The 14,253-nt window shown below is 46.3% G+C and carries 9 protein-coding genes; 2 read left to right on the top strand and 7 right to left on the bottom strand.

Features of this window, described 5'->3' with window-relative positions; translation table 11 throughout:
- Nucleotides 1-68: 68 nt before the first annotated feature.
- Both KGF65_RS04210 and KGF65_RS04205 read right to left on the bottom strand, forming a co-directional pair.
- Nucleotides 69-2,051, bottom strand: coding sequence for an acyltransferase family protein (locus KGF65_RS04210; RefSeq protein WP_216748403.1), 1,983 nt, complete (start codon nt 2,049-2,051; stop codon nt 69-71).
- 421 nt (nt 2,052-2,472) lie between these two features.
- Complete coding sequence (locus KGF65_RS04205; protein ID WP_105961956.1) at nt 2,473-3,462, bottom strand: biotin--[acetyl-CoA-carboxylase] ligase; 990 nt, start codon at nt 3,460-3,462, stop codon at nt 2,473-2,475.
- Between the two features lie 638 nt (nt 3,463-4,100).
- Between KGF65_RS04205 and KGF65_RS04200 the strand changes: the two genes are divergently transcribed.
- The gene (locus KGF65_RS04200; RefSeq protein WP_050339085.1) at nt 4,101-5,009 is read left to right on the top strand and encodes a proline-specific peptidase family protein; all 909 of its coding nucleotides are present in this window, start codon (nt 4,101-4,103) and stop codon (nt 5,007-5,009) included.
- A gap of 80 nt (nt 5,010-5,089) precedes the next feature.
- Here KGF65_RS04200 and KGF65_RS04195 read toward each other — a convergent pair whose 3' ends face one another.
- The 4 genes from KGF65_RS04195 to KGF65_RS04180 all read right to left on the bottom strand — a co-directional run bounded on the left by KGF65_RS04195 (nt 5,090) and on the right by KGF65_RS04180 (nt 12,921).
- Nucleotides 5,090-6,850 carry a thiamine pyrophosphate-binding protein gene (locus tag KGF65_RS04195; RefSeq protein WP_216748402.1) on the bottom strand — a complete coding sequence of 587 codons (1,761 nt, stop codon included), beginning with the start codon at nt 6,848-6,850 and terminating at the stop codon, nt 5,090-5,092.
- Between the two features lie 383 nt (nt 6,851-7,233).
- Nucleotides 7,234-8,082: an FAD synthetase family protein gene (locus tag KGF65_RS04190; protein WP_088769949.1), complete on the bottom strand. Its 849-nt coding sequence runs from the start codon at nt 8,080-8,082 to the stop codon at nt 7,234-7,236.
- A 123-nt stretch (nt 8,083-8,205) separates the two neighbouring features.
- Nucleotides 8,206-9,945 (bottom strand): pyruvate oxidase, encoded by a 1,740-nt coding sequence (spxB, locus tag KGF65_RS04185; RefSeq protein ID WP_216748401.1) that lies wholly within the window; start codon nt 9,943-9,945, stop codon nt 8,206-8,208.
- Nucleotides 9,946-11,613: 1,668 nt separating this feature from the next.
- Nucleotides 11,614-12,921: an NCS2 family permease gene (locus KGF65_RS04180; protein ID WP_050339088.1), complete on the bottom strand. Its 1,308-nt coding sequence runs from the start codon at nt 12,919-12,921 to the stop codon at nt 11,614-11,616.
- Between the two features lie 289 nt (nt 12,922-13,210).
- On the opposite strand from KGF65_RS04180, the gene KGF65_RS04175 reads away from it, so the two are divergent.
- A complete protein-coding gene (locus KGF65_RS04175; protein ID WP_003637920.1) occupies nt 13,211-13,372 on the top strand; it encodes a hypothetical protein in 162 nt (53 codons plus the stop codon).
- A gap of 262 nt (nt 13,373-13,634) precedes the next feature.
- On the opposite strand, the gene KGF65_RS04170 is transcribed toward KGF65_RS04175, so the two are convergent.
- Nucleotides 13,635-14,108: a MarR family winged helix-turn-helix transcriptional regulator gene (locus tag KGF65_RS04170; protein WP_216748400.1), complete on the bottom strand. Its 474-nt coding sequence runs from the start codon at nt 14,106-14,108 to the stop codon at nt 13,635-13,637.
- Nucleotides 14,109-14,253: the final 145 nt, after the last annotated feature.

Genomic DNA, 14,253 nt, shown 5'->3' with positions numbered 1-14,253 from the left:
TCAACTTCAAAAATTGTTACACCATTAAAAAAATCCAGCCCCCATCACGGTAGGCTGGATTTCTCAAACTAGTTATTATTAACTTCCGCAATCCGATTAGCAATCAAGTTCGTAAGCTGAACATTACCAGTGTTATTCGGGTGAACGTTGTCAGCGGCAAACCAATCGCTGTGATTCAAAGCCCGCGCATGCCAATCAATGACGTGAACGTTTGGATGCTTCTTGGCCGTCTTTTCGATTTGTGCGTTAACCGCATTCTGCCAGCTTTGCGTTGGTACGTGCGCGGTGACCCAGAAGATCTGCCGGTCCTTACCAATCAGCTTAACGACCTGTTCGGCTTGATCGTTAGTAACCGTCCCATTCGTCCCGATGTTCAGCAAGACGTTGTGGGCAAGTTGACCTTGCGACTTCAATGAATTGACGATGCTAGGAACTTCCGTGACCTGGCGTCCGACCCGACCTTGAACAACGGTCCCAGGAATCACGTCCTGTAAGTCAGAGGAAACATCCAGGAGCACTGAATCCCCAATCGCTGTCAAATCAGTATCCGCCATTGCTAAAACGACTTGTGGCTTCAAACTGTATTCTTTTTCAACTTGCTTCTGCTTCGACGATAACTTGGCTTCAGCCTGCTTGGTTTCCATCTTCTCGGTAGCAACCTTCTTATGTGAAGCGGCCGCAGCCTGAGCTGCCTTTTGCCGTTTCAAAGCCGCTGCGTTCTTCTTATCCGCAGCCTTAGAATTAGCAGCAATCGTCTTCTGCAACTCAGTCTTCTCGTTAGCTTCAGCCTTGCTTGGTTGTTGGACGAAGCCAACTGCAGTGATTACGAACAAGGCGGTCGTCACAACTGTGATGGCGGTCGTCACGCGGTTGAACTTTGGCTTACGGATAAAGTCGCGAAGATCAACTAACAAGCGACTGTAATCGTAGTGACGCATTGGGTTTTCGATAAAGCGATAACTCAATTCGGTCACGATCAAAATCAAAGCAACTTCAATCAAACTATTCAGCAACAAGTGATCACCGATGTTTTTGACCTTGGATTCGTAAAAAATCATCACTGGAAATTGATACAGGTAAATCCCATAACTCCGTTGACCAACGTACTTGAATAGCGGATTGGTCAGCACGCGATTCAAGTGACTGGCTGGATGCGCAACCGTCGCCACCAAAATCGTCGATAGAATCGTGAAAATCAACATCCCGCCGCGATACGTAAAGTCAGATTGACCAGACATCTGGAAAAACATCCAAATAATTGCAATTAACGAAGCCCCACCGACGATGTCTAAGGTCACCCGATTGATGTTCGCAATGTCAGCTGACAACTCACGTGAAGGCCAGATAAAGGCTAATCCGGAACCTAATAGGATGGCGAACATCCGCGTATCAGTACCGTAGTAAACCCGGTTCGTGTTCGCTGGGTCATACAACAGCGCCATCGTAATGGCTGAAATACCAGCTGCAATCATCATGAACCAAAAGACCCGGGAGCGTTTCTTGAAAATCACCATTAATACACCAATAATTAATGGCCAGAATAAATAATATTGTCCTTCGATCGATAGTGACCACAGGTGGGTAAATGGTGATTCACCATTAAACCGATCAAAGTAACTTTGTCCGTGATTGATTTCAAACCAATTGTAGACGTAGACCAAGTTCGTCAGGACCGTCGCCCGAATATTCGTCAGTAACGACCGCTGAAACAAGGTAATATACGCCGTGGTCCCCAACAACATCGTGACAAACGCCGGATATAGCCGCCGCATCCGGTGACCTAAAAAGCGCCAGATTCGAACATGGCCACGACTTAAAATATCTTGTAATAAAATATCAGTGATCAAGTAACCAGAAACAACGAAGAAGATGGGCACCCCTAAGTAGCCACCTTGCAACGATGCTGGCATTAAATGGTAAATAATCACCCCTAGCACTGCCAGTGTCCGAATGCCATCAAAACCCGTTATGTAGCGCCGTGGATTCATCCGGTGTCGGTTCATCCGACTCATTGTTCGGCTCATATTTACGCTCCGCAAATTTTCGTTCATATTTCGATTACCCCTTGAATTGTTTCTCAATGATTAACTTACCCAACTAGCGTCCCGGTACCTTTACTATAATATGTAAACGCCCGCAATGACCAGCATTAATTAAAATTCATTAATTATTTTTATTAACCACTTTATTTATTATGCTGGTTAAATGTATATAATCCCCAACTTAATTACACTATAACTAAAATTGACGTCAGTCCTTTACTTCATCCTTTGTCATTCCCATACTATCAACAATTTAAGGTTGGTACGTCTGACTGAGTACTGAATTTAACGGTAGTTAACCGTCTTGTCATAATCAGTCACTAACTACTACTATACAACAGTATGAAGCCGTAAAACATTGAATACAAAAATATTTTTAAATATTCTCCGCATTCGTTTGATCAATTTATTAATTAGTTTTACAAACCCGCTAACCGCGATAACCACCAGTCTGCAGGTTGACCTTGGTAATCTCGCCGGAAGTAAAGTGGCGGACCTGACCGCTAGTTAATTGCACCACTAGCGCCCCGCGGTCATCGATGTCGAGCACACGGCCCTGGTACGTTTGTTGCCCACTGGCTAACGTCACCGATTGACCAATCACCATCGACAGTCGGCGGTATTCAGCCATGAAATCACCACGCTGATAGGTCGGATAACTGGTAAAGAAACGATGTAGTAACACTTGAATGACCTGATTACGAGTGACATCCGTAGTGCCCGTGGTCACCGCCCCCGCCTTCGTCACTAGCTCATCCGGAAAAGCCGCAGTGGTTAGATTGATACCGATACCGATGACTACTGCATCCATTTGCCCGGTTTCTAAATCAGTCGTGCCCTCCGACAAAATACCGACAACTTTGTGTTGATTGACCAGCACATCATTGACCCACTTCAACGCAACCGGTACCTTGAACAATTGTTGCAAGGTCTGTGCGACAACGACAGCGGTGCTCGTCGTCAACAGCCCCGCATCAAAGGACGCTTGGTCGTTGATTGGCAAGCCGATACTCAGATAAATGCCGGTCTGACCCGGTGAATAAAATGACCGTCCAGACCGTCCGTACCCCGCCGTCTGCGTATCCGCAATGACGACGGTCGGAACAGTCACGACGCCTTGACTAATCAACCGTTTGACGTCTCGATTGGTCGAATCAACCGTTGAACGAACGATCAACTTAAATGGTGGCAGGTCGCGCAGGCCCTGTTCGATGACGGGCGCACTCAACTGATTAGACATCAGATACCGATAACCACGGTAATGCCGGCTTTCAATCTGATGTCCACTGAGCTGCAGTCGCTGAATGCATTTCCAGACTGCAGGTCGACTGATGGCGAGTTGCTGCGCGAGCCATTCACCGGAGCAATAGTCCGGGGCGGCTTGAATCAACAAGCGTAAAATGGTCTCTTGATTTGACATGTTGATCGCACTCATTTCTAATTAGTTAACCCATTATTTCATATCGGTTAACCAACTGCAATTGGTTCCTAAAAATGTAATATTACATTTTCCTACAATCATCAGTTTCCTTATTATCGCTGAAAATGTAACCGCTTGTCAAATCAATTGTACACAATTTTTGTGACGATTGCCGTGCAGTTACGGATTGTTGCGGGTATAAAAAATTTAATCAGCAATCTGCACTAGCCCACCGATTCCGGCTAGTCTACTTGCGAACGATTCAGCATTGATGTTGACTTGAGGGCCACGTCAACAATTCGACCTAAACGCTTTCTTTCGAGCACTTGAGTTCAAAATTGAATCCGTTTTCTTCTATTATATAACCTGCATTATGCTGGTTATAACTCTCAGTAATATTTACCCCTACTAGCGTCCCCGTTTACCCAACAGCAAGTTATCAGAAATGATCACTGGTCAACATCGCCGACTCAGCGAGACTCCCGAATTAACACCAACTCACAATTGCACTTCGTCACCACCAACGTAGCCGCTCCCACTTTCTACTGTCGGCCTAAATCCAACCGTCAACCGTTTTTGACCCTACTGACTTAACAGTGGTAAGATAACAATTAATATATAGGAAATTGGGTGATCATTTGAAGCAAGGAACAACAATCATCACGTTAGATAATGGCTACCATTTATGGACGAACACGCAGGGACAAGGCGATATTCAATTACTCTGCCTCCACGGTGGCCCTGGTGGCAATCACGAATACTGGGAAAACTTCGGTGAAGAGCTCTCAGACTTGGGCGTTCAAGTCTCGATGTACGACCAACTGGGCTCATGGTACTCCGACCAACCCGACTACTCCGATCCAGAAATCGCTAAGAAATACCTCACCTACGACTATTTCTTGGATGAAGTTGAAGAAGTCCGGCAAAAATTAGGTCTCGACAATTTCTACTTGATTGGGCAATCATGGGGTGGCGCACTCACGATGATGTACGCGTTGAAATATGGCCAACACTTAAAGGGTGCGATTATTTCAAGCATGGTCGACAACATCGAAGAATACGTCGTCAACGTCAACAAGTGTCGTGAAGAAGCCCTACCTGCTGATGCTGTCGCCTACATGAAGCAAAAAGAAGCGGAAGGCAACTGGGACGATCCACAATACCAGAAATACGTCGACGTTTTGAACGCCGGCTACGTTGATCGTAAGCAACCCGCTTCCATTCGGCACTTGATCAATACGACCGCGACCCCGGTCTACAACGCCTTTCAAGGTGACAATGAATTCGTCATCACCGGTAAATTAAAGGAATGGGATATTCGCGACCAGATTCACAACATCAAGGTGCCAACGCTATTGACCTTTGGTGAACACGAAACGATGCCACTTGCTTCAGCACGGCGGATGGCCCGTGACATTCCAAATTCACGGCTCGTCACCACGCCAAATGGTGGTCACCACCACATGATCGACAACGCGCCAGTCTACTTTGACCATTTGAAGCAGTTCATCCGCGACGTTGAAGATGGTAGTTTTAATCAGAAATAATTAATTTTATCACCACGATAAAAAGCCACGAACATTTTTAAATGCTCGTGGCTTTTGCCATCCTCGGCTTGTCCTCACGTTTACAGGTTATCGCCCTGCGCCCGTAGTAACGCGCCTAATGACGGTTGTTGCTCAATATCAATGTGGTTGGCCTTGGCGTATTCGTCGACCGCTTCTTGACCGTATAACTGTGGGTCCAGTGGCATATAAGCCGTGCCAATTGGGTCGTCGTTCTTGATAACGGCATTGACCACGATTGGTTTGCGATTGCCCTTAGCCTGCAGTTGTTTGATCTGGTCAAAGACGTCCTCGACTTCCTGATTATTTTGAACGGTGAAGCCGATACCACCTAAGCCGTCCGCGACCTTGGCCCAATCCGCATCGGTCAAATCAACGCCATACAAATGCTGCTTCGTGTCGACTTGTTCCCGATAGATAAAGCCGAACCGTTGATTACTGAAGATGACGTTGATGACCGGCAAACCGTAACGAGCTTCCGTAATAATATCTGGTGCGACCATTGCAAAACCACCGTCACCGGAGAAACTCCAAGCTTGACTATCAGGCACACTCAATGCACCAGCCATCCCTGCTGGTAGGCCAAAGCCCATCGTGGCAAATAGACCGGATAACGCAAACCGCTGCTCGTGGTCCATTGGCAAGCCCCGGACTGCCCATTCCGAGACGTTCCCGGTATCAACACCGTACGTATCCCGCGGACCGACCATCGTGGCGACCTTTTGCATGACTGCTTCAGGGGCCAGGCCATCGGATTCATCCGCAGCCCGTTGCTTGAGCCAGTCATCCCAGTTGCGCTTGTTTTGCCGATTGGTCGTCAACCAAGCCGTTTCGGGCAAGCTTTCGCCAGTGTCGATCATCGCTTGCAGATACGCCTTCGCGTCACTGATGACCGCGTAGTCGATTGGGACCATCTTACCAATATCAAACGAATTATTATTGACCTGAATAATCTTGATACCCTTAGGCCAGAAGCTCGCGAATGGAAATTCTGAACCGAGGAATAAAATCAGGTCAGCGTGTTGTAACGCTTCAAAGCCGGATTTGGAACCGAGCCGTCCGAACGTCCCAATCGCATTCGGATGATTCGTCGGAATAACCCCCGTTGCTGGGACCGTATTCATCACCGGCAGATTGAACTGTTCACTAAACTTGACCAGTTCCGCTTTCGCGCCCAACAGACCACGACCGGCGTAAACTAGCGGGTGTTTAGCCGCTTTCAAGAGCTTCATCGTTGCCGTAATGGCTTGCGGGTCGACCCGTTGTTCAAACGTATCAGAGACCGTATTTGGCGTTGAAACGGGTTCATAATCGATTTCTTCTGCTGAGAGATTTTCAGGAATAATAACGACAGCTGGGCCCTTTTGACGATAGGCTTCACGAATCGCCTGGTTGATGACGTATGGTAACTGGGCAGCCGTTGTGACCGTCCGATTGTATACTGCCACGTCACTAAACATCGGCGTTTCGTCCATTTCTTGGAAATAGTTCGTATTCATGGTCGCCTGTGGGACCTGACCGACTAATGCCAGGACGGGCACGTGATCCATCTTGGCGTCATACAGACCGTTAAATAGATGCGTGGCACCAGGACCAGCTGAGCCAAACGAGACCCCGATTTTGCCAGTAAACTTCGCATCCGCAGACGCAGCCAGTGCGCCAACCTCTTCATGCCGCACTTGAATATAATCAATGTGTGCTTTTTCAAGGTACAGGCCTTCCACCGTATGGTTGATCGAACCGCCGGGAATCCCGTAGATATGGTCAACGTCCCATGCCTCTAGCACCTTTACTAACGCCTGTCCTGCAATCATCTTTGTCATTTTATCCCATCCCTTCACCATTTAAGCCAACTGATTTCATTGGTTTAATTTTCTTAACAAACGTATTATAAATCGCTTCCAAGTGGAAACGCAATTAATATGCTTACTTTTTGTAAGTGAATTTTTAAAGCTAAAAAAACTGGTTGGCAGTTGTGTGTGCACGACCAGTTTCTATCTAGAATGAGTTATTGTTCAATAAAGTGATTACAACGCCTATAAACGCACGCCAGACTTACGAGTGCGCCCCCGCAGCCACTAATTTGAATCGGTTCATCGTCAGTCTCTACCGCGGCCGTTTCGTCATCAGGAGGACCATTTAAACGCTGTTCAGTAAAGTCTCTCTATCATAACAGCCGACCCCGCGTCGGTCTAGAAAGACACGTTTAGAGGAGCGACTGCTGACAAGCAGCCAGAGCTGGTGTCGTCATAGCAGCGACTTGTTGGCGCCACTGTAAGCTCACCGTCAAGTCAGTCATGACCGCTGGTAATTGATACGGCGAAATGATCTGGCCGTTTGGAGCGGTCGTTGAGACACGAATGACGACCTGTTGCCGGTAGTGGTCACCGACCAACCAACAGCGGTAATCCCCGCCACCTGGCAACTGTTGCTTGACGTTTTTAAATGTCAATTCACGCGTCTGCGGGTTCAACGTTGCGGTCGTCTCGTAGTCATAGCCTAATAATTGATTGGCTTGTTCGAGTTGTCCCCGCGCAATTAAGCCCCGAATCCGAGTGGAACTGACCTTTAGTTGCTGATTAGCTAAGCGGTCGACCGTGACCGTTTCAAAAGACCCCGCACCCAGTCGAGCCAGGTCCGTCATGCCATTCACACCACCCTGACCAAACGTGTAATCGAAGCCTGCAACGACCACTTGAGCATTCAGCCCAACCAAATACTGGTCGACAAAATCTGCCGGTGCTAATCCAGCAAACTGGCGATTGAAATCAGTCACGTATAGCCGGTCGACTCTTAGCGCCGCCATGTGCTTGATTTTTTGGTCGAGCGTATTCAGATAACGAAATGGTGACTGCGGCTGAAACAACTGTGAAGCGTGCCGGTTGAAGGTCATGACAGCTAGGGGCAAGTGCCGCTGAAGCGCAATTTTGCGCGCCGTTTGAATCACACGCTGATGCCCCTGATGCACGCCGTCAAAAAATCCTAACGCTAAAACTAGTGGCGGTTGCGCGGTCAAGTGTTGTACTTGTTGCTGATTGAGCTTGATTACCTGCATGCGTGTATTCCTCCTCAAGGATGGCTTCAGTGCGGTCTCATCCGTTCAACGGTGACCCGTTTGATGCTATGTACCAAAAGAGCCGCGAAAGTCGCGTGCTCCTTTGTTTGTTCAATAACCGAATTAGTTCGTTTGTGCTTGTTTCAAGAAATAGCTGAATGGCTTCAAGTCTTGAGCATCGTACTTCTTGACGAATTCAGCAATCTTATCCTTATCTTGCCATGAATCGTCCAAGTACATGTGTTCCGTCGTAAATGGCATTGCGTGTGTTAACTTAACGTCAATTACGACTGGCTTGTCGGTCTTCTTGGCATCTTCAAGGGCTTGCTTGAATTCAGCCTTAGTCCGAACCGTGTAACCCACGGCACCATAGCCTTCACCGACTTTTGCCCAGTCAGTATCTGGCAAATCAACACCAGATAGTGGTTGATGGCTGTCGTCAGTTTGTTCAGCTTCGATAAAGCCTAACGTTTCGTTACTGAAGACCACGTTGATGACGTGTAAGTTGTACTTGACTTGAGCCAAGATTTCTTCTGATAACATCGCGAAAGCACCGTCACCACTCAAACTGTAGACATCACGGTCCGGATAGTTAACTTTGGCAGCTAAGGCAGCTGGTACCCCAAAGCCCATGGTTGCGTAGATCCCAGAAGTCGCCCACTTTTGGTCACCATGCATCCGAATCAAACGTTCGAAGTTAATGTTGACGTTACCAACATCAACGGCCCAAACGGCTTTGTCACTGGCTTCTTCATTTAAAACATCAAAGATTGGTTCTGCCCGGACTGGTGATTCGGTGCTGTCCTTCAAACCGTCCAACCAGTTATCCCAGTTTTGCTTGTCGGCAACCGCTGCGTTGTAGAATGCGGAGGCTTCACGGGCTTCACCAGCGGCGTTGATGGCAGCTAATGACTTCTTAGCGTCCGCTTCGATGGCAACATCGGTGTGGTGACGCTTACCAAACTTTTCGCTATCGATATCGATTTGAATAACTTTAGCTTTCTTGTTAAACAGGAAGATACTGAATGGTACGTTGTTCCCAACCCAGAGAATCAAGTCGGTACTGAAACCAATTTCGGCCCCTGGCTTTGGTGCGACCCGACCAGTTGAACCTAAGTATGCTGGATAGTCATCTTCAATAATGTCCTTAGCCAAAACGGAGGAAACGAGTGGCATCTTGAATTTTTCAGAAGCGGCCTTCAATTCTTCGGCCGCGTCCTTGGCACCAATCCCAAAGTAAATCATTGGTGACTTGGCGTCCTTGATCAACTTAACTGCATCAGCCACTGATTCAGCCGTTGGTGCTGGGTAGTTGACCGTGTGCAAGTTAGCATTGGTTTCGAAGTTGTCTTCGATTTCAGCCCAACCTAAGTCCTTAGGAATCGTTAAAACAGCGACACCGTTGTGGGCGTATGCTTGACGAATCGCTTCATCAGTCAACATTGGTAAACTTTCGGCCGTCATTGCCGTCCGGTTCCAAACCGCAACGTCGTCAAAGATTGGTTCTTCGTTCATTGCTTGGAAGAAGTCCATGTTCATCCGCTTAGTTGGGACTTGTGCGACGATGGCTAACATTGGAATGCCATCTTCCTTAGCATCGTACAACCCATTCAGTAAGTGGACAGCACCAGGGCCAGCGGATCCAAAGCAGACACCGATTTTACCCGTCAGTTTATAATCAGCGGAAGCGGCGATCGCACCAGCTTCTTCGTGACGTACTTGAATGTACTTCAACGTTTCACGTTGATTATAGATGGCATTCATTGTTGAATCGAATGAACCACCGGGCAAACCATAAATATGTTTAACGCCCCACTTCTGAATTACTTGTAATACGGCATCTGAACCACTAATTTTAGCCATTAGTAATGTCCTCCTCATGTATATATAAATTAATTATCAACTTAACGACTTTATTGTAATCACGAATTCCACAAATGTAAACGCTTTTATCAATAGATTTTATCTATCATTGTGAATTTTGTTAAACTTTCTATCGGTTTACAAGCGTTCACATCAAGGGTTCAGGCGTTTTTTTGAATTTTAGATAAATTCACCCATTTTTTTGAATTTTTTTGATTTATCCGTTGAAATCTATCTATGATTCATGCTAGCGCCAATGATTTCGCTTACATTTATTTCAGTAACAATCCGGTTAAATTGCCACGCTAATTCCTGATTGCATGACTGTAGTATAGTCGCCATTTGCGACCGTTAACTTGACGACCATCAAGTTTTAGGCAAGTTTTACGCTTTGTGCTAGGTAATTTGTCAGCCAGAATTGTCATGAATCATGGTTAAATCATGACAATTTCTAAGTTCAAGTGCTGCCAGCTGAGACCCGCTGGAAAAAGTGCGACTTAGCGTAAACTTGCTGTTGTGGAGACGTCCTACACCGGCTTACAGGCATTTCTGACAACGCTGGAACGTGGTGGACACAGATTTAAGCCGACGACCCACGTCTTAAATACTGGTCTTTCACTAACCAAGCACAAAACGCTTGCTAAGTGAAATTTCACCACTTAGCATTGTCAGAAACACCTTCCAGCCGGGATGGTATTCGAAAGGCAGACATGTGCGGACCCAACTTTTGATGGCATGGTCGTTGGTTCTTAGTAGACAGTCATTTTGACATTCAACGATCCGAATGGTTTCTAACGATTGCTCAGCTTTCTAAACCATAATTTAATAATTCGGACACACAGTTTCACTGAAATTATCAGAATTTCCTCTAGTCAACTGAGATAGCAAAGTCTCGAATTCTAAACGAAGGTCATTTTATCTACAAATTTCAACACTAGTTAACATTGAAATTTGTAATCTTGCGATGGGCAAATAATATTCAGATAATCTTCTCAGTAATTAATTGCCATCAGTCACCATTCGTACCGAATCAGCCTCAGCCTGAAGGACCAGTCACTTAATATTCAGTGGTCAATTGTACCCAGATAGGTGGCCGTTCATCTGCCATTCGAGTGGGTTCCCGACTGGCCGGCCCGCCGGACAATGCTCAAGGGCGAAGTTCTTCTTGTCCGGGTGGTCTTCCCGGGCTAGAAGAAGACTCGTATTTGAAATTGCGCAGTGGGGTTCTGCGTGAGTTCAAATCGATGTCCGCCCTGTTCCAGCGTTGTCAGCCAGCCCCGGAGGTCGGACTAAGGCGCGCATCGGCTGACGAACGGTACGCCAAATTGTCATGATTTAACCATCTTTAAGGCTAAAGAATAACTAGCACAACGCGCAAGTTTTGATTTTTGGCGCTTAACTACTTTGATTTTTCAGGTCGAATGTTACTTCATGATTAAAGCGTGCCATTGTGTCAGCCTACTGTTCATCGGCTAATTTGCATCCTCGTCCAACAAAAGGCTGGTACACATATGTCCGTTTTAATCATAGGTTACGCTAAATGATCACCATAGTTGCACGCAAAAAAATTGGCCGCCCTCCCCAATTGGGAATGACTGCCAATTTAACGAAACCCGCCTCACACAGGTTTCAATAATATTCAAATCAATGATGAAGCATGGTCCATCATCAGACGTTTAGAATCCATAAGAAGATAATAAAGACGAAGAAGAGCACGTACATTAATGGGTGCACTTCCTTAGCATGCTTAGTGGCCACCATCGTAATGACATACGCGATAAAGCCCAATGCGATCCCGTCAGAAATACTGTAAGTCAGTGGCATCCCAATCACAGTCAAGAAGGCAGGAACGGCAATTTCAAAGCGTTCCCAGTTGATTTGCTTCAAGGATTGTGCCATCAAGACCCCAACGATAATTAGAGCGGGTGCCGTAACTTGGTCCGTGACCACGTTTAACAGTGGTGAGAAGAACAGTCCGAAGATGAATAAGGCACCAGTAACCACGGCACTCATCCCTGAGCGGCCACCCACGGCGATCCCAGCGGAAGATTCAACGTACGCTGAAGTTGGTGAAGTCCCAAGCACTGAACCGACTAACATAGAAGTCGAATCGGCCATCAAGGCTTTACCGACCCGCGGCATCTTGTTGTTTTTCATAAAACCAGCTTGTTCGGCTAAACCGACCAGCGTGCCGGCCGTATCGAAGAACGTGACTAATAAGAAAGTCAAAACGACAATGATTAATTGTAACGAATTAATGTCACCAATGTGCGCCAGTGCGACCCCAAAAGTTGGTTTTAATGAAGGGGCGCCTGAAACGATTGTCGACGGCATTTTAATTAAGCCAGTAACTAAGCCCAAGATTGACGTCAGCACCATCCCAATGAAAATCCCACCGGGTACTTTGCGACTCATCAGAATCAACGTGACAATCAGGCCAAAAATCGTCAGCCAAGTCGTCCCAACGGTTAATGAACCTAAGCCGACCACCGTGGACTTGTTCGCCACGATCAAACCACCACCGTGTAACCCGATGAAGGCGATAAAGAACCCGATCCCAGCAGAAATTGCCAGCTTCATATCACGGGGAATCGCATCAATAATCATTTCCCGTAACTTAAAAATCGTAATGATAATGAAGATAACAGCGGCAATGAAGACGCCGGCAAGTGCGGTCTGCCATTTGACACCCATCCCGATAACCACCGAATACGTAAAGAAGGCGTTGACCCCTAAGCCGGGCGCGATGGCGATGGGATACTTCGCCACTAACCCCATCAGTAAACACCCTAACGCTGAAGCCAATGCGGTGGCGGTGAAGACCGCCCCTTTATCCATCCCTGATGCACCCAGGACACTTGGGTTAACAAATAGGATGTAAGCCATTGAGACAAAAGTCGTCAATCCGGCCAAGACTTCCGTCCGCATTGACGTTTTCAATTCTGAAAAATTAAAATATGCCGCAATTTTATTCATGATTCCCTCCAGTTATTCGCCTTAAATGATAATTGCACATTTGTAAACGTTCGTGTTTACTCGTTCTTTTAACGTGTTTAATCGTATCATTATGTCCAATTAAATGCAATAACCGAACGGTAAATAATTATCATTCGAATTAAATGCGATTTTCAATTCATTAAAGCTTGCGTTAAAATAAAGTTAATTAAAGCGTGTTCATTGTTTTAATGTCGGCTTTAGCCATCAGACCGAACCGCCATTATGACATGTAGCCACTTATCAAAATTTGATTTAAGAGGTGATTTGAATGGCTGGTTCCAAATTCACCGCAGTCTTCTTTTTGGTACTGTATGCAGTCTTACTCTACCTGGTCTTCACCATGCAAAACATGCTCGCCATGTATTTGATGGCCATCGGGATGTTCCTGGAAGCTTGCGAAGGCGTGTACCATAACTTTTTTAAACACTAAGTTAGCCGCAACGACCATTGGCTAGATCCACATTAGTCGTTGCAACTTTCATGAGTCTCGCTGCAGTCTCATGAGCACGATTCCGGGTTCAAACGGATCGTCCCCACAGCGAATACGTCCTGCTCACTTTAAATAGCAGTCCAAACACAATAGGCGCGACAAGAATTCAGTTATAAATTCCTGTCGCGCCTATGTTTTTCCTACTTACTATGATAACTTGCAGACGACTACTCACCTCAGTACCATTTAGATTCAGTAGAACCTAGTGAAGGACGGGGTGTGACTGCGGTTCGCCCAAGTCAGTGACCTGTTGACTAAACGTCTCCATCATCTGGAGGACTTGCTCGATTTGCGGTGCCCCTAACTGATTGACCCAGTGATCAAAATGTTGCGTAATTGCTTGGTCGACGACCCGTTCAACTTGTTGCCCACGTTCCGTTAAATGCAGATACAGCCGACGCCGGTCACGTGGATCCGGTACTTGGAACACGTAATGCTGCATCAATAGCGACTTAACTTGCCGTGAAATCGCACTGCGCGTCACTTGCCGCTGAATGGCAATATCGTTGAGCGTCACGTCTTCAGTGGTCGCAATCCGCCGTAAAATCAAAAATTGTTCAAACGACAGCTTATTTTGACTTAATGGCCAAGCCACCAAGTCCATCATAATTTTAGTTGTATTTTGGTATGCCTCAAAATAATCATTTAGCAATTTGCTTAATTCGTCATTATTCATCGCGATCACCATCACTTCATTACTTTTGTTCGAATATATCACGCCTTTAACTATTTTGCATGTAATTACCCGCATTTCACATTGTTAAGCATCCTCCCTAACAATTTTCAGTGACTAAGTGTATGATTGAAGTATGATAAACCGC

The organism is Lactiplantibacillus sp. 30.2.29, from assembly GCF_018991255.1.
GTDB classification, from domain to species: Bacteria; Bacillota; Bacilli; order Lactobacillales; family Lactobacillaceae; genus Lactiplantibacillus; species Lactiplantibacillus pentosus.
The sequence above is the reverse complement of the archived record's forward strand: the minus strand, read 5'-3'. Positions and strand labels throughout refer to the sequence as shown.

Excerpts from the sequence above, each read along its gene's own strand:
- KGF65_RS04210 (WP_216748403.1), bottom strand. The coding sequence starts at position 2,051 with ATGAACGAAAATTTGCGGAGCGTAAATATGAGCCGAACAATGAGTCGG.
- KGF65_RS04205 (WP_105961956.1), bottom strand. The coding sequence starts at position 3,462 with ATGTCAAATCAAGAGACCATTTTACGCTTGTTGATTCAAGCCGCCCCG.
- KGF65_RS04195 (WP_216748402.1), bottom strand. The coding sequence starts at position 6,850 with ATGACAAAGATGATTGCAGGACAGGCGTTAGTAAAGGTGCTAGAGGCA.
- KGF65_RS04190 (WP_088769949.1), bottom strand. The coding sequence starts at position 8,082 with ATGCAGGTAATCAAGCTCAATCAGCAACAAGTACAACACTTGACCGCG.
- spxB (WP_216748401.1), bottom strand. The coding sequence starts at position 9,945 with ATGGCTAAAATTAGTGGTTCAGATGCCGTATTACAAGTAATTCAGAAG.
- KGF65_RS04180 (WP_050339088.1), bottom strand. The coding sequence starts at position 12,921 with ATGAATAAAATTGCGGCATATTTTAATTTTTCAGAATTGAAAACGTCA.
- KGF65_RS04175 (WP_003637920.1), top strand. The coding sequence starts at position 13,211 with ATGGCTGGTTCCAAATTCACCGCAGTCTTCTTTTTGGTACTGTATGCA.
- KGF65_RS04170 (WP_216748400.1), bottom strand. The coding sequence starts at position 14,108 with ATGAATAATGACGAATTAAGCAAATTGCTAAATGATTATTTTGAGGCA.